The following is a 21806-nucleotide window of genomic DNA, read 5'->3' as shown; positions in this document are numbered from 1 at the left end:
CTAATCGCAGCTTCAAGGATTACGACGACATCCTTGATGCCTGCACATCGGCCTGGAAGCACTTTATTGCCGATGTGGAGCGGGTGATGTCACTTTGTAGCCGAGATTGGATAAAACTGACCTAATGTTTAATCCGATTGGTATTACCTCTTTTCCACCCCGCTCAGGGGAAGACCACCAGCCCGATCTGCTCCAGCAGCCCCTGCTGCTGATCTTCATTGATCCGCACCCCGGCGAGGTCGACCCGGCGCAGATCCAGGCCGGGCAGATCGCACTGGCGCAGATCGCAGCCTTGCAGGTTGAAGCTGGTCCAGTCGATTTGCCCGAACTCGGAGCCGCTGAGATCCGAGCCTGCCAGGGAGGCGCCCAGCAGGTTGGCCCCCTGCCAGCGGTTGCCGGCAAGCTCGCACCGCTCCAGCAGGCAGCTTTCGAAGTTGGCGTAACTGAAGTTGTTGCCGGTGAGGTGGGCCTCGCAGAAATAGCTTTTGGCGGTGATCCGGTTGGCGAAGCTGGCATGGGCGAAGTTGATCCCCATGGCCTGGCAGTCGCGCATCTCCAGCCCAAGACACTGGCTGCGGCCGAAGTCCGCCAGGGTGAGATCGCAGCGCAGGAAGCTCGCCTCCCGCAGATCGCAGCCCTGAAACAGGCATCCCAGCTCCCGTTCCCTGTCATAGAAGCTGCAGTCGACGAAGCGGCTCTCCCCGAGATCGAGCCAGGAGAAGTGACAGCCGATGAAGCGGCACCCCTGGAACTGCTCCCCCTCCACCTCCTGCTGCTCGAAGTGGACCCCCTCGAAGCACCTGCCCTTGATCATCCCCTGCCCCCTGTTGATGGCGTCATATGCTGACATTGCCGTGCAAAAACGGTAATGTTACGTGTAACATTTTTTGCCGGATCCCCAGATGAATGACACCCGCAAGCGCCGCCCTACCCTGCAGGACATTGCCGACCTGACCGGTGTCACCAAGATGACCGTCAGCCGCTACCTGCGCGACCCGTCCGCCGTGGCCGAAGGAACCCGCGAGCGCATCGCCGCCGCGGTGGAGGAGCTCGGCTACATCCCGAACCGGGCGCCGGACATGCTGTCGAACGCCACCAGCAAGGCGATCGGCATCCTGATCCCCTCCCTCTCCAACCAAGTCTTCTCGGCGGTGATCCACGGCATCGAGGCGGTGACCCGGCCCGCCGGCTACCAGACCCTGCTCGCCCACTACGGCTACAGCCCGGAGCGGGAGGAGGAGCAGATCGCCTCGCTCCTCTCCTACAACGTGGACGGGCTCATCCTCTCGGACACCCAGCACACCGAGCGCACCCGCAAGATGATCGCCACCGCCGGCATCCCGGTGGTGGAGACCATGGATCTGCCCCTCTCCCCCATCGACATGGTGGTGGGCATGGATCACCGGGCCGCCGCCCGGGCCATGGTAACAGAGATGCTGCGCCGGGGACGGCGCAAGGTGATCTACCTCGGCGCCCGGCTCGACGTGCGCACCCAGCTGCGAATGGAAGGCTACTACCAGGCGATGGCCGATTTCGGTCTGACCGGCCAGCACCTGCTGACGGAGCAATCCTCCAGCTTCACCCTGGGGGGAGAGCTGCTGGCCCAGGCCATGGCGCGCTTCCCCGATCTCGACGGCCTGTTCTGCACCAACGACGACCTGGCGGTGGGGGCCCTGCTGCAATGCCAGGCCAGGTGGATCCCGGTGCCCCAGCAGGTGGCCATTGCCGGCAGCAACGCCCTCGACATCGGCCACGCCATGACCCCCAAGCTCGCCAGCATCGTCACCCCCCGCGAGACCATAGGTCGCGAAGCCGCCATCATGCTGCTGGCCCGCCTCGGCGGCCAGCCGCTGGCGACCAGGTGCAAAGACATCGGCTTCTCCCTCTATGAGGGGGAAAGCCTCGGCTGATCCCCGGCAATCATGGCGCGTTCGACCGCCATGATGGCGCCTTCTCCCCTCTCCCCTTGCCGCCCCCTGGCCTATGCTGGCTCCTCCATCCACCCTGTCAGGAGCAGACCATGCACCACACCGAACGATTGAAAGCCTGCCTGCAGCGCGTCATCTGCGATCCCGCCTTCCCCCTGGCGGAGCTCGACGCCTGGTTCACCCCCGACTACTGCCAGGAGGTGAACGGCGAGCGGCTCGACTACCCGGCGTTTCACCAGCACATCGCCACACTGCGCCGCCATCTGGCCGGGGCGAGCATCGAGTTTGTCGCCACCCTGGCGCAGGGGGCGCGGGTACACTCGACCCATGTGGTACGGGCCACCCGCCAGGACGGCGGCACCCTGGTCTGCAAGGTGAGCGGCCTCTTCACCTTTCGCGGCGACCGGATCTGCCACACCGACGAGGTGACCTGTCTGCTGGCAGGCAGCAAGGAGGATGCGGATATCGGCTCACGGTGCTGACTGCCGGCAACCCGCAGACACCGCCATGGCGGGCAGGAAGGCAGACAATGCGCCCTCAGGCCGCCGGTTCGCGCCGGGCAAGGCGCTGGAGGGCGCGGGACAAGGCGCCGGGATCCTCGTAGCCGAGCCGATCGGCGATCTGGGCCAGCGTGAGCCCCCGGTGCTGCAACTGGCGCGCCCGTCCCAGCACCACCTGCTCCCGCCACTGGCGAAAGCTGCACCCCAGCTGCTGGAGGAAGAGCCGGTTGAGGGTGCGCACCGAGGCGCCGCAATCTGCCGCCAGCGCCGTCAGCGTCAGATGGATGGCGGGTGCCTGGCACACCCTGTCCAGCACCCGCAGCAGGCGCGGGTCCAGCTCCCCGGTGAGGGGAATGCGCGCCGCGAGCGGGTCGGCGCGCTCCAGCTCCTGGCAAAGCACTGTCAGATAGGCCCCCTTCACCTCCCCCTCGGCCAGCTCGGGCAGGCGGGCGAAGAGGCCCGCCAGCAGCGGGCTGGCCTGCAAGGGGCCGAAGGCGGTGCGGGCCGACGTCGGCACATAGAGGAGGGAGAGTCGGGAGCGGCGCAGCACGCGAAACTCGTGCTCCCACCCCGCCGGAATAAAGCAGATCTGGCCCGCCACCAGCAGTTCTCCCTCCCCTCGCCCCGTGATGATGCCGCCCCCGTCGTGCAGATAGCAGTATTGGGCATGGGGGTGGCAGTGCAGCGCGGTGAAGTGCCCTTGCGGGTAGGATGGATGCAGACAGGACATAAAGGTTCCAGGGGAGAGGGGCAGCCCCCGACCTTAAGCCAGGGCAAGGCCGGAAGCAAACGGCCCACCCCCTCCGGGGGCGGAAAAACAGCAGGCCACCCGGGGGTGGCCTGTTTAATTTTTCTAAACGATATTTGCTTAGCGTTTAACCAATTCAACCGCTTCCCGTGAGAGGCGGGTCACCTCCTCCCAGTTGCCGCTCTTGACGGCGTCTGCCGGCAGCATCCAGGAGCCGCCGACGGTGGCCACACATTTCAGCGCCAGGTAGTCGGCCACGTTTTTCGGGCCGATGCCGCCGGTGGGGCAGAATTTCACCTGGGGCAGGGGCGCCGCGATGGCGGAGAGTGCCTTGGTGCCGCCGTTCGCCTCGGCCGGGAAGAATTTGAGGTGGTCGTAGCCCGCTTCCAGCGCCTGCATCACCTCGGACGGGGTGGCCACCCCCGGGATCAGCGGCGCCGTGCTCTTGGCCGCGTGGGCCAGCAGGGCCGGGGTCATGCCCGGGGAGATGACGAAGCGGGCACCGGCAGCGACGGCGGCATCAAACTGCGCGCAGTTGAGCACGGTACCGGCACCGACCATGGCATCCGGCATCGCCTTGGCGATGAGGGCGATGGCGTCCAGCGCCACCGGGGTGCGCAGGGTGATCTCGAACACCGAGATGCCGCCGTCGAGCAGCGCCTTGGCCATCGGCAGGGCCTGCTCCAGGTCGTTGATGACCATCACGGGTACCAGGGGGGAGGCGGCAAACACCTCGGCAGGGGTCACTTTCCAGTTCTGCATAGCTCTTCCTTAGTCAAAGATGGTGGCGCCGCACTCGGCGCTCGATACCGCGCGACGCATCACGCTGAACAGTTCACGGCCCCACCCCTCTTGTTCCAGGGTGAGGTCGATCTCGGCCTGGGTACGGCCACTCAAATCGGTCAGGCAGTCGAGGCGGCCTGACTCGGCATCCACCCGCAGCAGGTCGCCATTGGCGAGCAGGCCGATGGCCCCGCCGTGCAGGGCTTCCGGGGTGACGTGGATGGCGGCCGGGATCTTGCCGGAGGCGCCGGAGAGGCGACCGTCGGTGACCAGAGCCACCTTGTGACCCGCCTTCTGCAGGTTGCCAAGCACCGGCATCAGCTTGTGCAGCTCCGGCATGCCGTTGGCGGCCGGGCCGTTGTGGCGCACCACGATGACGGCGTCCTGGTTCAACTCACCAGCCTTGTAGGCCGCCTCCACCGCATGCTGGGAGGAGAAGACCCGGGCCGGGGCCTCGATGACTCGATACTCGGGCGCGACGGCGGAAACCTTGACCACGGCGCGGCCCAGGTTGCCCGCCAGCAGCTTGGTGCCGCCGGTGGCCTGGAACTCGCTGCCAGAGGGGGAGAGCACGCTCGGATCCCCGCTCTCGCCCACCGGTTGCCACACCAGCTTGCCATCCACCAGTGCCGGACGGCTGAGGTAGTCCTGCATCTCGCCGAAGACCGGGGTGGCATCCATGTGGATCAGCCCCTCTTCGGCCAGACGACGCATCAGGCCGGGCACGCCCCCCGCCTGTTCGAAGGCGTTGACGTCCGCCGGGCCGTTCGGGTACATGCGCACCAGGAGCGGCACCACGTCGGAGAGATCGCTCAGGTCGTCCCAGGTCAGCTCCAGCCCGGCGGCGCGGGCCAGCGCCACCATGTGGATGCTGTGGTTGGTGCTGCCGCCGGAGGCGAGCAGGGCCACCAGGCCGTTGACCAGGGCGCGCTCGTCGATCACCGCACTCAGGGGGCGATAGGCCGGGGAGCCCGGGATCATGGCGCTGATGCGGCGGGCCGCTTCCTCGGTGAGGGCGTGGCGCAGCTCGCTGTGCGGATGCACGAAGGCGGAGCCCGGCAGCATCAGGCCCATGGCTTCGAACACCAGCTGGTTGGTGTTGGCGGTGCCGTAGAAGGTGCAGGTGCCCGCCGCGTGGTAGGCGCCGCACTCCATCTTGAGCAGGGCGTCACGGCCCACTTCACCGGCAGCGTACTGCTGGCGCACCTTCACCTTCTCGTCGTTGCTGATGCCGCTCGCCATGGGGCCGGCAGGCACGAAGGCGGTGGGCAGGTGGGCGTGGGAAAGCGCCCCCATGATCTGGCCCGGGGCAATCTTGTCGCAGATACCGAGCAGCAGGGTGGCGTCGAAGGTGTTGTGGGAGAGGGAGACCGCGGTGGCCTGGGCGATGAGGTCCCGGGAGAAGAGGGACATGTCCATCCCCGGCTGGCCCTGGGTCACGCCGTCGCACATGGCGGGCACGCCGCCGGCAACCTGGGCACTGTGGCCGAGCTCCGCCAGGGCGCCCTTGATGATGTCCGGATAGCCCTGATAGGGCTGATGGGCACTCAGCATGTCGTTGTAGGCGGTGACGATGGCCACGTTGGCGCGGGTCATGTCGAGGATGCGCCCCTTCTCGTCACAGCTCGAGGCGGCCACGGCGTGGGCCAGGTTGCCACAGGAGAGGGAGGCGCGGGTCTTGCCCTGATCGGCCTGGCGCTGGATGCGGGCCAGGAAGCGGGCACGGCGGGCGGTGCTGCGCTCGCGGATGCGGTTGGTCACCTGGGTGATCACGGGATGGGTCATAGCTTTCTCTCCAACTCTATATACGGGCGCGGTCGGCCGCAGCCGGGCGCGCGACATGGCTCATTGCGCCTGCGTCAGCGCGGTGACGGCACGGTCGACCACCTGTTCGAAGGTCCCGTCGATATCGATGCGAAACACGCCGGGCTCGCCATCCGGTCGCTCCAGGGTATCAAACTGGCTTTGTACCATGGCTTCGCGCATGAAGTGGCCCTGCCGTGCCCGCATCCGTTCGAGAATGAGGGACTGGCTGCCATCCAGAAACAGGAAACTCACCGAGTCGTTGCCCTCGCGGATCTGGTCGCGGTACTGCTTCTTGAGGGCCGAGCAGACGATGACGCCGAGCTCGTTCTTGCGCTCCAGGCTGTAGGCCGCATCGCGGATCCGCTCCAGCCAGGGGGCCCTGTCTTCGTCGTTGAGCGGGTTGCCCGCCGCCATCTTCTGGATGTTCGCGCGAGGGTGCAGATCATCGCCGTCGATGAACTTGGCCCCCAGGGCATTGGCCACCTTGAGGCCGATGCTGGACTTGCCGCTGCCACACACACCCATCACGATAATGCACTTGCCCGCCATTATTTGACCTCTCTCTCACTTTTCAAAAAACGTTCGCCTGATGGGTTCTAAGCTACCACGTTACCGGTAACATGTTACCGGTAACGTTTCGCAATGTGAAGTGCAGCACAGAAATGTGCAGAACAACAACTAGAACCATTTGAGGACAATTTTATGGACGGAGCAATGAACACACCCGATGTCGCCTATCTGCTCTCGGTAGCGGGCGGAGCCATTGTCATGTTGCTGGTGCTGATCATGCGATTCAAGGTACATGCCTTCGTGGCATTGACCCTGGTCAGCATGCTGACGGCCCTGGCCACCGGGGTCACCTATGACCAGGTGATCCCCACCATGCTGACCGGTTTCGGCGGCACCCTGGCCTCGGTCGCGCTGCTGGTCGGCCTCGGCGCCATGATAGGCCGGATCCTGGAGATGACGGGGGGCGCCAAGGTACTGGCCGATACCCTGATCAACCGCTTCGGCTCCCACCGCGCCCCCTTCGCGCTGGGTGTGGCCTCCCTGCTGTTCGGCTTCCCGATCTTCTTCGACGCCGGCCTCATCGTCATGCTGCCCATCATCTTCAGCGTGGCGAAGCAGTTCGGCGGCTCCGTCCTCAAGTATGCCCTGCCCTCCGCCGGCGCCTTCGCGGTGATGCATGCCTTCCTGCCGCCCCACCCGGGCCCGGTGGCCGCCAGCGAGCTGCTGGGTGCCAACATCGGTCTGCTCACCGTCGTGGGCCTGCTGGTCGCGCTGCCCACCTGGTATCTGGGTGCCTACCTGTTCGGGCTCTGGTCCGGCAAGAAGTTTGAGTTGCCCCTGCCCCCGAGCTTCACCGCCAGTGCCGAGCAGATCTCCGACAAGGCGCCGAGCTTCGGCCAGGTGATCTCCATCCTGCTGCTGCCGCTGGTGCTCATCTTCATGGATACCGGCCTCAATACCCTGGGCGTCATGGGCGTCATCGACAAGGGTGCGGACTGGGTCAACGTGCTGCGCATGGTCGGCAAGACCCCGGTCGCCCTGCTCATCACTGTGCTGTACGCCCTCTGGATGTTCCGCCAGAGCCAGGGCAAGGTGCAGCTCGAGAAGTTCTGCAACGACGCCCTGGCACCGGTCTGCGCCGTCATCCTGGTCACCGGTGCCGGTGGCATGTTCGGCGGCGTATTGCGGGCGAGCGGCATCGGCACCGCGCTGGCCGACGTCCTCTCCGATACCGGTATGCCGGTGATCCTCGCGGCCTTCCTGGTATCCGCCGCGCTGCGGGTTGCCCAGGGTTCCGCCACCGTGGCCCTGACCACCACCGCCGCCCTGATGGCGCCGACCGTGGCCGCCACCACCGGCCTGAGCGAGCTGGACCTGACCTTCATCGTCATCGCCATCGCCGGGGGTGCCACCGTGCTCTCCCACTTCAATGACTCCGGCTTCTGGCTGGTCAGCCGCTTCCTCAACATGGACGAGAAGACCACCCTCAAGACCTGGACCGTGATGGAGACCCTGCTCGGCACCATCGCCTTCCTCATCGTGGCCACGGCCAGCGCCATCCTCTGACGAAAACACATCGGGGCCGCATCCGTCGGCCCCGATGTGATATTGCACCGACTTTTTACGGATTCTTGCTTGGGCCCATCGCCACAGATTGCTAGAATTGCCTATTCTTCGCCCCGAGTGGAACGCTTCATCCCGTGATTTCAGGCTTCTCTATGCATTCATCGGCACATTATCGACAGTTGCTGACCCGCTTACCCCAGATCGCGGTTGCCGCGGATCAGTTCCAGATACTCAGCAGCGCCAAAGACTTCAAGAGCCGGATCCTGTCGCTCATCGCCCATGCGACCCAGCGCATCTATCTGATCGCGCTCTATCTGCAGGATGACGAGGCGGGACGGGAGATCCTCTCCGCCCTCTATGCCGCCAAGCAGCGCAATCCCTCTCTCGACATCAAGGTGTTCGTCGACTTCCACCGCGCCCAGCGCGGCCTGATCGGCAAGGGCAAGCAGGGGGGCAACCACCTGATGTACCAGGCCATGGCCGCCAGCCACCAACACCAGATCGAGATCTACGGCGTGCCGGTCAAGGGCCGCGAGCTGCTCGGGGTGCTGCACCTCAAGGGCTTCATCTTCGACGACACCCTGCTTTACTCCGGCGCCAGTCTCAACGACATCTACCTGCACCAGCAGGAGCGCTACCGCTTCGATCGCTATCACCAGATCCACAGCCCGGCACTGACCCGCAGCATGGTCAACTACGTGGATGACGTCTTCCTCGGCAGCGAGGCCGTCCAGCGGCTGGATCGCACCGGCATCCCCGGCGCCAAGCAGCTCAAGGGACCGATCCGCCGCTTCAAGCAGCGTCTGCGCCTCTGCCAGTACCGCTTCGAGAGCATCCAGCCCAACGATCGGGAGATCGCCGTGACCCCCATGGTGGGCCTGGGCAAGCGGGGCAACCAGCTCAACCGGATGATCCGCAACCTGGTGCGGGCCACCGAGCGGGAGATCTTCATCTGCACCCCCTACTTCAACCCCCCCAAGGAGTTGAACAAGGACGTGGAGGCGCTGCTCAAACGCGGCTGCAAGGTGACCATCGTCGTGGGCGACAAGACCGCCAACGACTTCTTCATCCCCCCGGAGGAGAAGTTCTCCACCATCGGCGGTCTGCCCTATCTCTACGAGACCAACCTGCGCAAGTTTGCCGAGCGCAACCAGCACCACATCGACAACGGCCGGCTCAACCTCATGCTCTGGTGCTGCGAGAAGAACTCCTATCACCTCAAGGGGATCTTCGTGGATGAGGAGTGGGCCCTGCTCACCGGCAACAACCTCAATCCCCGAGCCTGGGCGCTGGATCTGGAGAACGGCCTGCTGGTACACGACCAGCACCATCACCTGCGCGAGCAGTTCAGTGCGGAGCGGGAGAACATCCTGGCCCACACCCGCCGCATCAGTCACTTCGACCAGATAGAGCAGATCAAGGATTACCCGGATCAGGTGCGCAAGCTGCTGGCCCGGATCCACAGGGTCAAGGCTCACCTCCTGCTCAAGCGCATCATCTGACCGCCAGGGCGCCCCGTCAGTGAAAAGGCCTGCCGTTTCCGGCAGGCCTTTTTCATGGATGACCCTCCCCCCGCTCCCTTGCCCACCAGCCCGGAACGGCACAACGCGGCTTGCATCGAGGCCGCAACAACCCCTATCATCTGGACATATTTACAGTGTTTTCGGGCATCTAATTGATGAAATTGGATAAAATCTCCCTCGACAGCCTCAAGGGTGTCGGCAGCAAGATGCTGGAGAAACTCGAGCGGCTGGGGCTGGCCACGGTGCAGGATCTGCTGTTCCACCTCCCCCTGCGCTACGAGGACCGCACCCAGGTGTGGCCCATCGGCGATCTGCCGCCCGGCCTGCACGGTGCCGTCGAGGGCGAGATCCAGGACACCCAGCTGGTGATGGGGCGCCGCCGCATGCTGGTGTGCCGTATCAGCGACGGCACCGGCAGCCTGACCCTGCGCTTCTTCAATTTCACCGCTGCCCAGAAAAACAGCCTGGCCCAGGGCCGCCTTATCCGCTGCTTCGGCGAGACACGTCCCGGCAAGTACGGCCTGGAGATGGCCCACCCCGAGTACAAGCTGCTCGGCGAGGAGCAGGCCGGCCAGACCGAAGAGGCCCTCACCCCCGTCTACCCCACCACAGAGGGGCTGCGCCAGCTCACCTTGCGCAGCCTCACGGATCAGGCCCTGGCCCAGCTCGACCTCTACGGGGTCGAGGAGCTGCTGCCTGCCGGCCTCTATCCCCAGCAGATCGATCTCGCCGCCGCCCTGAAGCTGCTGCACCGCCCGCCTCCCTCGGTGGCGCTGGCCCTGCTCGAGAGCGGCCAACACCCGGCACAGCAGCGGCTGGTACTGGAAGAGCTGCTGGCCCACAACCTCTCGGTCTTGAAGGTGCGCGCCCAGGCACAGACCCAGCTGGCCCGTGCCCTCAAACCCGCTCCCGAGCTGGTCCGGCAGCTGCTCGGCGCCCTGCCGTTCACCCCCACCGGCGCCCAGAGCCGGGTGGTGGCGGAGATCGGCCGGGATCTGCAGCAGAGCCACCCCATGATGCGGCTGGTGCAGGGGGACGTGGGCTCAGGTAAAACGCTGGTCGCGGCGCTGGCCGCCCTGCAGGCCATCGGCAACGGCTGCCAGGTGGGGCTGATGGCCCCGACCGAGCTGCTGGCCGAACAGCACGCCATCAACTTCGCCAGGTGGCTGGAGCCGCTCGGCATCAAGGTGGGCTGGCTGGCGGGCAAGCAGAAGGGCAAGGCGCGGGAAGAGGCGCTGGCCGCCATCGCAGACGGCAGCGTCAAGATGGTGGTGGGCACCCACGCCATCTTCCAGGAGCAGGTGGTATTCCAGCGCCTCGCCCTGGTCATCATCGATGAACAGCACAGGTTCGGCGTGCATCAGCGCCTCGCCCTGCGAGAAAAAGGAGAGCGGGAAGGGGTGCATCCCCACCAGCTCATCATGACCGCCACCCCCATCCCCCGCACCCTGGCGATGACCGCCTATGCCGACCTCGATACCTCCATCATCGACGAGCTGCCACCGGGCCGCACCCCCATCACCACAGTCGCCCTGCCGGACAGTCGCCGCCAGGACGTGATCGAACGGGTCAGACTCGCCTGCGAGGAGGGCAAGCAGGCCTACTGGGTCTGTACCCTGATCGAGGAGTCGGAGGTGCTGGAGTGCCAGGCCGCCGAAGACACTGCCGCCGAGCTGCAAACCCTGCTGCCCGGCCTGCACATCGGCCTGGTACACGGCCGGATGCGCCCCGTCGAGAAACAGCGGGTGATGGAGGAGTTCAAGGCGGGCATACTGCAACTGCTGGTCGCCACCACCGTCATCGAGGTGGGGGTGGATGTGCCCAATGCCAGCCTGATGATCATCGAAAACCCGGAGCGGCTGGGGCTGGCCCAGTTGCACCAGCTCCGCGGCCGGGTCGGGCGGGGGTCGGTGGCCTCTCACTGCGTGCTGCTCTATCATGCCCCCTTGTCCAAGACCGCCCAGAGCCGCCTCGGGGTACTGCGGGAAACCAATGACGGCTTTCTCATCGCCCAGCGGGATCTGGAACTGCGCGGCCCAGGCGAGCTGCTCGGTACCCGCCAGACCGGTCTGGCCGATCTCAAGATCGCCGATCTGGTGCGCGACCAGCCGCTCATCCCTCAGGTGCAGAAGATGGCGCGCTTCCTGATGGACAAACACCCGGCTCATGTCGAGCCCCTGATCCGCCGCTGGCTGGGCCTGCGGGACCACTACTCCAATGCTTGACCAAGGCAGATGCAGAAGAGGGTTACCTTGCCTGATGGATAAACACACGAGCCATGTCGAACCCTTGATGCGATGCTGGCTGGGCCTGCGGGACCACTATTCCAATGCTTGACCAAGGCAGATGCAGAAGATAGTCATCTTGCCTGATGGATAAACACCCGAGCCATGTCGAACCCTTGATACGATGCTGGCTCGGTCTACGGGATCACTACTCGAATGCCTGACCAAGCAACAGAAACAGGAGGAAAGCACTGATGAATTCCTGGCTCCGCGGCCTGCTCTACACCTTTGCCTTCCTGCTGCTCTTTGTCTGGGTCGGTCTCGGCCTGTTCGATGCCGAGCGCGCCAAAGGCCCCATCGCCAACTGGCTCAGCCAGCAGACCGGGGTGCCCGTCACCATAGGCCGACTGGTGTTCAATCCGCTGCACCCCTACACCCTGCTGGCGGAACAGGTGCGCTATGGGGATGCGGTACAGCTGGAAAAACTCTATCTGGAGATCGAGCACATCGACTGGTTGAACCGGGATGTGCGCATCGCCCACCTGGACCTCATCCGTCCCGTCATCAAGCTGCCGCTCCCCAACCAGTTGCCAAGCCTGCCGGTTCACTCCCTCACCATCAGCGACAGCACCATCGACAACCTGAGCCTGCAGAGCGAGGCCCTGACCCTGCGCGGCCTCAGTGCGTCCCTGAGTGACTGGGAACTGATCGACCCGAGACGCCAGCCCCAGGCCAACCTCACCCTGGGCATCAACCAGCTGGAGACCCCCATGTTCACCCTGGCCCGTCTCAGCCTAAAGGGGCGGCTGGAGGGGCAGGTGCTCAGCACCGACAGACTGACCACCAACCTGTTCGACGGCCTGCTCGAGACCGGCATGGTGCTGAACTGGCCAGAGCGCAGCCTGCAACTGCACGATCTCAAGGCCCGCGCCATGCGCCTCGAGCTTGGTGACATCCCCCCTGGCGAGTTCCCCCTGCGCCGCATCACCCTGGACAGGGGTCAGCTTGCCCAGGTGAGCATCAATGCCATCGATCAGGAGCTCTCCCTCAACAACTTCAACGGCCAGCTCACCGCCTTCGACTGGCAGGCGGACAGCCAGCCCAGCGGCTATCTGGCGGGCACCCTGGGCGACATGGGCCGCGGCCTGTTCCAGCTTGAGGCCGTCGAGGGCAAGCTCGCCTTCTCCCCCCGCCAGCTGGATGCCGAGCTGCGAGGCAAGGCATACGAAGGGGAGTTCAACGTCGAGCTGGCCCTCGACACCCAGCAGCAGAAGCTCGTCCTGAAGGAACTGGCCCTGAGCGGCATGGACATCAGTTTGCCCCAGGGGTGGTGGCAGGATTGGCAGGGCTGGCGCCCGCAACAGATCGACATCCGCAAACTGGCCTTCGACAAGCTCAAGGTACTCTCTTTCGACGACACCCTGCCCCTCTCCCTGACCGGCTGGCAACTCTACCTGAACGATCTCGCCCTGCGGGGCAACCAGCCAGGCCCCCTGCTGGGGCGCGCCCGCATCGAGAGCAAGTGGTTCGAGCTGGTGTGGGACGGTCTCAGTGCCCGCAACGGCACCCTGGATGGCGAGCTGACCCCCAGCTCCTGGCAGCTCAACACCCTCGCCACCTCCCTGCCCGACGAGGGCTCCCTCAACCTGAGCGGCCAGTGGGGCAGGACGCCCGGGCAGGAGAGCCGCCTGCAGTTGCAGGGCAAGCAGCTGGATCTGGAGCAGTGGGGCAAATTGCTGCACTCCCCCGTCTCCTTCGCGGGCAAGGTGGATCTGGCGGCAGATCTGCAAGCCGACCTCAACGGGCAGCCCGGCGAGCAGACGGCCAACTGGCGCCGGACCCTTCAGGGCAGCCTGAGCCTGGAGAGCAAGGATCCCTTCTGGGACAAGGTCGGCATCGACCCCTTGCTGGATGACTGGTTCAGGGAGCAGACCCCCCCCGATCTGACACCGCAGACGCTGTGGCAGGCGATGCAACGCGGAGACACCCCCTTCTATCAGATCAGGCTGGATGCCAGGGCGGAGCAGGGCAAGGTGCGGATCGAGCAAGGTGGCGCCTCCACCATCACCCACCTGCTGGCGCTGCAAGGGGGTGTCGACCTGGCCGCAGACCAGTGGCAGCTCGACCTCGGGGTCCTGAACAAGGGGCGCTGCGCCGAGCTGCTCGCCCGCTGGCGCGGCCCCCTCAATGCGCCCGACCTGGGCTGGAGTTTCCCCACGGGACAGGACGCCTGTGGCTGGGAGGCGGGTGTGCGCTACCCCGCCCAGGGACGAAGCGGCCCGCTCTGGCGCCCACGGCCACCCGCCGCCCAATAACGAACAAGGCCTCGCGAAGAGGCCTTGTTGCTGTGAACATCAGGGATCAGCGTGCGCCGCGCTTGATGGGCAGTACCACATACTGACCGACAAACTCCACCGCCAGCTTGCGGCCACTGAACAGCTGCACCCGCAGGCTGAACTTGGCGGACTCTCCGCCCCTCAGCGGCTCGAGCACGGCGGGCATGCCCTCCCGGGCCACCCGCGCCTCCGGTTCTTCGCTCACCGGCCGGTAATACTTGATGTTGCCCTCGGCCAGCACGGTATCCCCTCCCAGCCCTGCCTCCTTGAGCTGCAACCAGATGAGACCCCAGCCCGCTAGCACGCACTGGCTGTAGATGCTGCCGGCGAACATGGTGTCGTGGACGTTGAGATTGGCCGCTAGGTTGGCCTTGAGGTGGAAGGTCTGGCCATCGTAGTGGGTGATGTGCACCCCCATTTTCTCGCTGATGGGAATGCCCCGCGACCAGCGGGTGGTGAGATCCTGGCACCACTCCGGACGGTACTGGATGGTCTGCATGGGACTCAGGGACTTGATCATCTGGCGGTGAGGGATGCGGCCGAAGGAGACGGGGCCTTCCCCTACCTCGAGGAAGCCGCAGCGGCGATAGAACTCCACCGCCTCCTGGCGGGCGTTCATCACCAGCCGTTTCACCTTCTCGTCGCGGGCAAGCTGCTCGAGATCCTCCACCATGCGGGCGCCCAGCCCCTGGCCGCGAAATTCGGGTCGCAGCGCCATAAAGCGGATTTGGGCTTCATCGCCGCCCACAAAGAGGCGACCCACGGCGATGGGCGTTCCGTCGGGTGAGAGCATCAGCCGATGAATGGCGACGGTATCGTACTCGTCACGCTCGGAGCCCAGGGGCAGATTGAAGGGTTTGCGCAGTAGTTCCCAGCGCAACTGATAGTAAGCATCCAGCTCAGCTGGTGTTTCTGGGGTGACTACCCGGTACATAAAGCGATCCTTGAGTGTGCGCCGACTGGCAGATGGAAGGACTGACGCAACCATTTCTCCCGGCGCAGCCTGTAGTAGGTATCCAGCTCGGCTGCCGTTTGGGGGGTGACCACCCGGTACATAACAACATCCTTGAGTTACACTGGTCGAAAGCCATCTTGCCGTGCAAATTCATGGACTTCAATCTGCAAGCATACCAAGCCGATCACTTATTGCACCTCAGCGCCAAACCCGAACGCCGCGTTTCGGTGCTTGAAAATGCCCGTCATCGCTGGCTGGAAATGGACGGCGTGGTGCAATCCGCCATGAGCCTCCACCAACCGGCCCGCCTCTGTCTGCCTCATCAACGGAGCATCGCGGAGCAGTTGCCAAAGCAGGCAAGCCGGATCCTGGAGCTGGGGCTGGGCGGAGGGGATCTCACCCGTCACCTGGCGGCACGCTGGCCCGATGCCCACCACGACTGCGTGGATCTGGATGCCGAGATCCTCACCCTGTTCCAGCAGTTCTTCCTCCCCTCGTCAGGGGGCTCACCTCGACTGCATCACGCCGATGCGCTGCACTTCCTGCACCAGAGCCAGGAGATCTACGATCTGGTGCTGCTGGACTTGTTCAGCCAGGACGGCAACCCCCTGCTGCTGTTCCAGGCTCCGCTCTATCAGGCACTGGCCAGCCGCCTTAGCGGCACCCTCATCATCAATCTGCTGCCCCGCACCCGGCTCGAACAGGCACAGGCTCTGCGACTGGCAGAGGAGTGGATAGGCCCGACCCACGTCCACGACGTGCCCGGCTACCGCAACGTCATCCTGCACGCGACCCGTCAGCTTAGCCTGGGCGGGCGAGCACCGGCAGGGTGAAGAACCTGCGAAGTGTGCAGGCATCGCGTCCTGCCCTCCGGTGAGGCCTGCCCTGCCTGCCACCCTTATACCTGCAGCCAGAAGGTGACGGGGCCGTCGTTGAGCAGCCTGACCTTCATGTCGGCGGCGAAGCGGCCGGTTTCGGTCGGCACGCCGCTCTCCCTGGCGCGGGCTACGAAGTACTCATAGAGTCGCTCGGCATCTGCGGGATGGGCGCCACCGGAGAAGCTGGGTCTCATCCCCTTGCCGGTATCCGCCGCCAGGGTGAACTGGGAGACCACCAGCAGGCTGCCACCCACCTGGCTCACGTTGAGGTTCATCTTGCCGTTCTCGTCCGAGAAGATGCGATAGCCGCTCACCTTGTGCAGCAGCTTGTCCGCCTTGGCCTCGTCATCCCCCTGCTCCACCCCGAGCAGCACCAGCAACCCCTGGCCGATGGCCCCAGTCACCTCTCCCTCTACCGTTACGCTGGCCTCGCTGACCCGCTGAATCAGTGCAATCACATCCCTCTCCTCTCAAAACAGCACGACCGCCCATCCTGCGGGATGAGCGGTCGTCGATGCTACCAATAAATGCCCTGCCCGGGCCAACGTCTTTGTGCCGGGATCCGGTGTGATGGCCGGCCGGCGTCAGGCCAGCTCCTCTGCACCGGGCTTCTCGTACTCCCCGAGGCAGGCGGTGGTCTCGGCCCCCAGCAACACCACCAGCCAGCTCAGATACACCCAGACGAACAGGATGGGAATGGTCGCCAGGGCGCCATAGATGGCCTGGTAGGAGGGGAAGTTGGTGATGTAGATGGCAAAGCCGCGCTTGGCCAGCTCGAACAGGGTGGCCGCCACCAGGGCACCGATGAAGGCGTGGGTCAGCCGCACGCGGCAGTTGGGCACCACGGTATAGATCAGCAGGAAGGTGAGCACGGAGAAGAGGAACGGCAGGCTGCGCAGCAGCAGATAGCCAATACCGAACAGGCTGTCAGCCGCGAACAACCTGAGCGAGAGAATGTAGGAGGAGATGGCGATGCTGGCCCCGATGAGCACGGGGCCTAGGGTCAGGATCATCCAGTACATGGCGAATGCCTGGGCCAAGGGCCGGCTTCGGGTGGACCGCCAGATGTAGTTGAGATTCTTGTCGATGGCCGAGATGAGCATCAGGGCCACCACGATCAGAGCACCGATACCGACGGCCGTGGTGTTGGTTGCGTTGGCCACGAAGCCGTCGATGTACTCCTTGAGCATCTCCCCTGCGGTGGGGACGAAGTTGTGATAGACGAACTGCTCCATCGCCTGCTTCAGGCTCTGGAACACCGGAAAGGCCGACATCATGCCGAACACCACGGCGATCATGGGCACCAGGGAGAGCAGGGTGACATAGGCCAGGTAACCGGCGGTCACCGTCAATCTGTCCTGCTGGAAGCGGCCCCAGACAAACTGGGCGAAGTGGGCACCATCGTGGCGCAAGAAGGAGAGTGCATGGGCCAGACGGCCGCGGATCTGCTGCTGCATCTTGTTTCTCGTAAGCGTGATCATGCAGACATTGTGTCAGATAGGGTGGTCATTTGGCCACCCGCAGACCGGCCGGATGCGCCTCCATCGAGCTCAGGCCCCATGCGCCCTCATGTCGAGCCCATAAAAAAGAGGCCATAAGGCCTCTCTTTGGTCTGTCGATGAACAGCTATCGATCAGGCACGACCGGCGCGCTTGCGATCCATCTCGGTCAGCAGTTTCTTGCGGATACGGATGGCTTTCGGGGTGATCTCGACCAGCTCGTCGTTGTCGATGAACTCGAGAGCCTGCTCCAGGGTCATGCGGATCGGCGGAGTCAGCACCTGGGCTTCGTCGGTACCGGAGGCACGCATGTTGGTCAGCTGCTTGCCTTTCAGGCAGTTGACGGTCAGGTCGTTGGAGCGGGAGTGGATCCCGATCACCTGGCCTTCGTACACTTCGGTCGCGTGACCGATGAACAGACGACCACGGTCTTGCAAACCGAACAGGGCGAAGGTCAGAGCCTTGCCGGTGGCGTTGGAGATCAGCACGCCGTTCTGACGTTCACCGATGCTGCCACCCTTGTGCGGACCGTAGTGGTCGAAGGTGTGGTACAGCAGACCGGTACCCGAGGTCATGGTCAGGAACTCGGTCTGGAAGCCGATCAGGCCACGGCTCGGGATGATGAAGTCCAGACGGACGCGACCCTTGCCATCCGGGGTCATGTTGGTCATCTCGCCTTTACGCAGGCCGAGCTGCTCCATCACGGAACCCTGATGCGCTTCTTCCACGTCCACAGTGACGGTTTCGAACGGTTCTTGCAGTTCGCCATCCACGGTACGCAGGATAACTTCCGGACGGGATACCGCCAGTTCGTAACCTTCGCGACGCATGTTTTCGATCAGGATGGAGAGGTGCAGTTCACCACGGCCGGAGACGCGGAACTTGTCCGGATCTTCGGTCTCTTCCACGCGCAGGGCCACGTTGTGGACCAGTTCCTGGTTCAGACGCTCCAGGATGTTGCGGGAGGTGACGAACTTGCCTTCTTTACCGGCGAACGGCGAGGTGTTGACCTGGAAGGTCATGTTCACGGTCGGCTCGTCAACGGAGAGCGGCGGCAGGGCTTCGACGGCACTGTTGTCACAGATGGTGTCGGAGATCTTCAGCTCGCCCAGACCGGTGATGGCGATGATGTCGCCCGCTTGCGCGTCGGTCACTTCGGTACGGGACAGGCCCAGGTAGCCCAGCACCTGACCGACCTTGCCGGTACGCGGTTTGCCGTTGGCACTGACGATGGTGACCTGCTGGTTGGTCTTGACGCGACCACGAGTGATGCGGCCGATACCGATGACGCCCACGTAGGAGTTGTAGTCCAGCTGGGAGATTTGCATCTGGAAGGCACCGTCAACGTCGCCCTTCGGGGCTTCCACGTTGTCGACGATGGCCTGGAACAGGGGTTCCATGTTCTCGGACGGGACGTCCTGATCCAGGGTGGCCCAACCGTTCAGTGCAGAGGCGTAAACAACCTTGAAGTCCAGTTGCTCATCGGTGGCACCCAGGTTGTCGAACAGATCGAAGACCTGATCCATTACCCAGTCAGGACGAGCACCCGGACGGTCGATCTTGTTGATGACCACGATGGGCTTCAGACCCTGGGCGAACGCCTTCTGGGTCACGAAACGGGTCTGCGGCATCGGGCCGTCAACGGCGTCGACCAGCAGCAGCACGGAGTCAACCATGGAGAGCACGCGCTCAACTTCACCACCGAAGTCGGCGTGACCCGGGGTATCCACGATGTTGATGCGGTAGTCGTTCCAGCGGATCGCAGTATTCTTGGCGAGAATGGTGATGCCACGTTCCCGTTCCAGATCATTGGAGTCCATGATCCGTTCCTGACCTTCGCTGGTGCGATCCAGAGTGCCGGATTGCTGCAGCAGCTTATCAACCAGAGTCGTTTTGCCGTGGTCAACGTGCGCAATAATCGCAATATTGCGTAAATTCTCTAACATTCTCGCCTCAAATCACCGGGTAAAATTGGGCGCTAATTGTACTCTCGCCTTTGTGATCTGCCTAGCAGAATTGCAACACATTCACACACAACAAAGGATCAGGATCATGGACCCCGCAGCAAAAGGCTGCTTAGATGGCCTGGATACGCTGGTGCACCATCTCGGCGCACCAAAACGATCCAAGGTTGCACCACTTTAATGCAGCAACCGGCATGAGAACGGGTTTCTCGACAGCCTGAAACGGTGCAAGTGCCCTGAAATCAAGCTGTCACAAACTTGGCACGATACTGGCTTATGTGAATGTGACGACGCATTCACCCAAAGAGTTTTAACACCGGAGGTTACTTAGCATGTCAGCCCAGAACGTTTTGGCCCTGATCCAGGAACACGAAGTCAAGTTTGTTGATCTGCGTTTTACCGACACCAAGGGTAAAGAGCAGCACGTATCCATCCCTTCCCACCAGGTTGACGAAGACTTCTTCGAAGACGGCAAGATGTTCGATGGTTCCTCCATCGGCGGCTGGAAGGGCATCAACGAGTCTGACATGGTGCTGATGCCGGACCCGGCTTCCGCCAAACTGGACCCGTTCACCGAAGAGACCACTCTGAACATCGTCTGTGACGTGCTTGAACCCGCCACCATGCAAGGCTATGACCGCGATCCGCGCTCCATCGCCAAGCGTGCCGAAGATTTCCTGAAGTCCAGCGGCATCGCTGACACCGTGCTGTTCGGGCCGGAGCCGGAATTCTTCATGTTCGACAACATCACCTTCTCCAACACCATGGGCCACAGCTTCGTGAAGATCGAATCCGAAGAAGCTGCCTGGAACTCCGGTACCGACTACGAGCACGGCAACAAGGGTCACCGTCCGTTCGTCAAGGGTGGTTACTTCCCGGTTGCCCCGGTTGACTCCTCCCAGGACATCCGTGCTGCCATGTGCCTGGTGCTGGAAGAGATGGGCCAGGTCGTCGAAGCTCACCACCACGAAGTGGCGACCGCCGGTCAGAACGAGATCGCAACCCGCTTCAACACCCTCACCCTGAAGGCTGACGAAGTACAGGTCCTGAAGTACGTGATCCACAACGTGGCCCACGCCTACAACAAGACCGTCACCTTCATGCCGAAACCCATGTTCGGTGACAACGGCTCCGGCATGCACTGCCACCAGTCCCTGGCCAAAGATGGCGTCAACCTGTTCGCAGGCGACCTGTACGGCGGTCTGTCCGAGATGGCACTGCACTACATCGGCGGCATCATCAAGCACGCCAAGGCCATCAACGCCTTCGCCAACCCGACCACCAACTCCTACAAGCGTCTGGTGCCGGGCTATGAAGCACCGGTCATGCTGGCCTACTCCGCCCGCAACCGTTCTGCCTCCATCCGTATCCCGGTCGTGCCGAGCCCGAAAGCCCGCCGCATCGAAGTACGCTTCCCGGATCCGGCTGCCAACCCGTACCTGGCCTTCGCTGCCCAGCTGATGGCCGGTCTGGACGGCATCATCAACAAGATCCATCCGGGCGATGCCATGGACAAGAACCTGTACGATCTGCCGCCGGAAGAAGCCGCTGAAGTGCCGACCGTTGCCGGTTCCCTGGACGAAGCGCTGTCCGCACTGGATGCAGACCGTGAGTTCCTGACCCGTGGTGGCGTGTTCAGCGATGACTTCATCAACTCCTACCTGGAACTGAAACAGCAGGATGTTGACCGCGTGCGCATGACTCCGCACCCGCTGGAGTTCGAGCTGTACTACTCCGTCTAATCCGCTTTCCCATGATAAACCCGCCATCTGGCGGGTTTTTTTCATTCTGGCAACGGAAATACCGCCAAACGGGCACGATCGTACAGAAAGATGATCCCGTTCACGGAGCCGTACCACCCTCGGCTGTTCACACCCCGACCCCGTGGTTTTTCTCTGATAGGATTAAGGTGAACCCCGTCAAGGAGAGATGGATGAACACTGTACCCTGGCTGCTGAGCCTCCTGCTGATGGCCTCCTGTTCCGCACAGGCCGCCCGCGTCTACTCCTGGGTCGATCCCCAGGGGGTGACCCACTACACCGATGCCCCCCCTCCCGGCAAGAGCGCAAAAGAGGTGGACCTGCGGGTCTCGCCGCTCATCGGCACAGCCCCCCACTCGGTCCAGGTGGACAACTTCAACAGCCTGACCGGTGTCGATGCCAGGAAAGCCCTGGAAGCCGCTCCCCTGGAGATCGACCTCATCTCTCCGGAACCGGGCAGCACATTGCGCGACAATACCGGCAACATCGTCTTCCAGGGCGAGATCTCTCCCCAGGTCCCGGTGCAATACGATGTGCGTCTGATCCTGAACGGCAAGGCGGTGCCCCTGGTTCACAACAGCCTGGCCATACGGGTGGAAAACCTCGATAGGGGCGCCTATGAGGCACGGCTCGAGTTGCTCGCCAAAGACGGTACGATCCTTGCTAAATCTAAGCCAACCACCTTTTACCTGCACAGGGCGTCGGTGAATCAGGCTCCCAGAGCCTCCCCCAAGGCCAATTAGGGGTGATGTGACGCACCGATGCGGGTAAACTTGATGCACTATATTGGTGCATTCTAGGTGTACAGCACCGTTTTAGGGAGAA

Annotated in this window: 18 protein-coding genes and 1 pseudogene; 10 read left to right on the top strand and 9 right to left on the bottom strand. The window is 63.6% G+C overall.

Annotated features, from left to right (window positions below; genetic code table 11):
* Window positions 1–125: pseudogene (locus J9889_RS24045) on the top strand (IS630 family transposase); the annotation flags it as partial.
* Window positions 126–163: 38 nt separating this feature from the next.
* On the opposite strand, the gene J9889_RS08960 reads toward J9889_RS24045, so the two are convergent.
* Window positions 164–814 carry a Qnr family pentapeptide repeat protein gene (locus J9889_RS08960; protein WP_210556424.1) on the bottom strand — a complete coding sequence of 217 codons (651 nt, stop codon included), beginning with the start codon at window positions 812–814 and terminating at the stop codon, window positions 164–166.
* Between the two features lie 88 nt (window positions 815–902).
* Between J9889_RS08960 and J9889_RS08955 the strand changes: the two genes are divergently transcribed.
* Both J9889_RS08955 and J9889_RS08950 read left to right on the top strand, forming a co-directional pair.
* Window positions 903–1910 (top strand): substrate-binding domain-containing protein, encoded by a 1008-nt coding sequence (locus J9889_RS08955; protein ID WP_045522401.1) that lies wholly within the window; start codon window positions 903–905, stop codon window positions 1908–1910.
* Between the two features lie 110 nt (window positions 1911–2020).
* Window positions 2021–2410, top strand: a complete 390-nt coding sequence (locus tag J9889_RS08950) for a nuclear transport factor 2 family protein (protein WP_210556423.1) — start codon at window positions 2021–2023, stop codon at window positions 2408–2410.
* A gap of 55 nt (window positions 2411–2465) precedes the next feature.
* Here the strand turns inward: J9889_RS08950 and J9889_RS08945 are convergent, their stop codons facing one another.
* The 4 genes from J9889_RS08945 to J9889_RS08930 all read right to left on the bottom strand — a co-directional run bounded on the left by J9889_RS08945 (window position 2466) and on the right by J9889_RS08930 (window position 6314).
* On the bottom strand, window positions 2466–3158 hold the full coding sequence (locus tag J9889_RS08945; RefSeq protein ID WP_210556422.1) for an AraC family transcriptional regulator: 693 nt from the start codon (window positions 3156–3158) through the stop codon (window positions 2466–2468).
* A gap of 138 nt (window positions 3159–3296) precedes the next feature.
* Entirely contained in the window at window positions 3297–3938 is a 642-nt protein-coding gene (locus J9889_RS08940) for a bifunctional 4-hydroxy-2-oxoglutarate aldolase/2-dehydro-3-deoxy-phosphogluconate aldolase (protein ID WP_039039502.1), read from the bottom strand.
* Window positions 3939–3947: 9 nt separating this feature from the next.
* On the bottom strand, window positions 3948–5744 hold the full coding sequence (gene edd / locus J9889_RS08935; protein WP_180907125.1) for a phosphogluconate dehydratase: 1797 nt from the start codon (window positions 5742–5744) through the stop codon (window positions 3948–3950).
* Between the two features lie 60 nt (window positions 5745–5804).
* Window positions 5805–6314: a gluconokinase gene (locus tag J9889_RS08930; RefSeq protein WP_039039504.1), complete on the bottom strand. Its 510-nt coding sequence runs from the start codon at window positions 6312–6314 to the stop codon at window positions 5805–5807.
* Between the two features lie 165 nt (window positions 6315–6479).
* Between J9889_RS08930 and J9889_RS08925 the strand changes: the two genes are divergently transcribed.
* The 4 genes from J9889_RS08925 to J9889_RS08910 all read left to right on the top strand — a co-directional run bounded on the left by J9889_RS08925 (window position 6480) and on the right by J9889_RS08910 (window position 13904).
* Window positions 6480–7841 carry a GntP family permease gene (locus J9889_RS08925; protein ID WP_223919610.1) on the top strand — a complete coding sequence of 454 codons (1362 nt, stop codon included), beginning with the start codon at window positions 6480–6482 and terminating at the stop codon, window positions 7839–7841.
* A 152-nt stretch (window positions 7842–7993) separates the two neighbouring features.
* Complete coding sequence (pssA, locus tag J9889_RS08920; protein WP_041212167.1) at window positions 7994–9343, top strand: CDP-diacylglycerol--serine O-phosphatidyltransferase; 1350 nt, start codon at window positions 7994–7996, stop codon at window positions 9341–9343.
* A 176-nt stretch (window positions 9344–9519) separates the two neighbouring features.
* Entirely contained in the window at window positions 9520–11589 is a 2070-nt protein-coding gene (gene recG, locus J9889_RS08915; RefSeq protein ID WP_048209245.1) for an ATP-dependent DNA helicase RecG, read from the top strand.
* A 254-nt stretch (window positions 11590–11843) separates the two neighbouring features.
* Window positions 11844–13904, top strand: a complete 2061-nt coding sequence (locus J9889_RS08910; protein ID WP_210556421.1) for an AsmA-like C-terminal region-containing protein — start codon at window positions 11844–11846, stop codon at window positions 13902–13904.
* Between the two features lie 46 nt (window positions 13905–13950).
* Here the strand turns inward: J9889_RS08910 and J9889_RS08905 are convergent, their stop codons facing one another.
* Window positions 13951–14859: a bifunctional GNAT family N-acetyltransferase/hotdog fold thioesterase gene (locus J9889_RS08905; RefSeq protein ID WP_010672532.1), complete on the bottom strand. Its 909-nt coding sequence runs from the start codon at window positions 14857–14859 to the stop codon at window positions 13951–13953.
* Between the two features lie 173 nt (window positions 14860–15032).
* Between J9889_RS08905 and J9889_RS08900 the strand changes: the two genes are divergently transcribed.
* Window positions 15033–15713, top strand: coding sequence for a methyltransferase domain-containing protein (locus J9889_RS08900; protein WP_042015274.1), 681 nt, complete (start codon window positions 15033–15035; stop codon window positions 15711–15713).
* 65 nt (window positions 15714–15778) lie between these two features.
* Here the strand turns inward: J9889_RS08900 and dtd are convergent, their stop codons facing one another.
* The 3 genes from dtd to typA form a co-directional block, all read right to left on the bottom strand.
* Window positions 15779–16216 (bottom strand): D-aminoacyl-tRNA deacylase, encoded by a 438-nt coding sequence (dtd, locus tag J9889_RS08895; protein ID WP_039039510.1) that lies wholly within the window; start codon window positions 16214–16216, stop codon window positions 15779–15781.
* 126 nt (window positions 16217–16342) lie between these two features.
* Window positions 16343–17215, bottom strand: coding sequence for a virulence factor BrkB family protein (locus J9889_RS08890; RefSeq protein WP_039039511.1), 873 nt, complete (start codon window positions 17213–17215; stop codon window positions 16343–16345).
* Between the two features lie 176 nt (window positions 17216–17391).
* Window positions 17392–19203, bottom strand: a complete 1812-nt coding sequence (gene typA, locus J9889_RS08885) for a translational GTPase TypA (RefSeq protein ID WP_043153538.1) — start codon at window positions 19201–19203, stop codon at window positions 17392–17394.
* Window positions 19204–19553: 350 nt separating this feature from the next.
* Between typA and glnA the strand changes: the two genes are divergently transcribed.
* On the top strand, window positions 19554–20963 hold the full coding sequence (glnA, locus tag J9889_RS08880; protein WP_010672526.1) for a glutamate--ammonia ligase: 1410 nt from the start codon (window positions 19554–19556) through the stop codon (window positions 20961–20963).
* 191 nt (window positions 20964–21154) lie between these two features.
* Entirely contained in the window at window positions 21155–21724 is a 570-nt protein-coding gene (locus J9889_RS08875; protein WP_119197046.1) for a DUF4124 domain-containing protein, read from the top strand.
* The last annotated feature ends 82 nt before the right edge of the window (window positions 21725–21806 follow it).

The organism is Aeromonas sp. PrichA-15 (genome assembly GCF_017939245.1).
Classification (GTDB): domain Bacteria; phylum Pseudomonadota; class Gammaproteobacteria; order Enterobacterales; family Aeromonadaceae; genus Aeromonas; species Aeromonas caviae.
The sequence above is the reverse complement of the archived record's forward strand: the minus strand, read 5'-3'. Positions and strand labels throughout refer to the sequence as shown.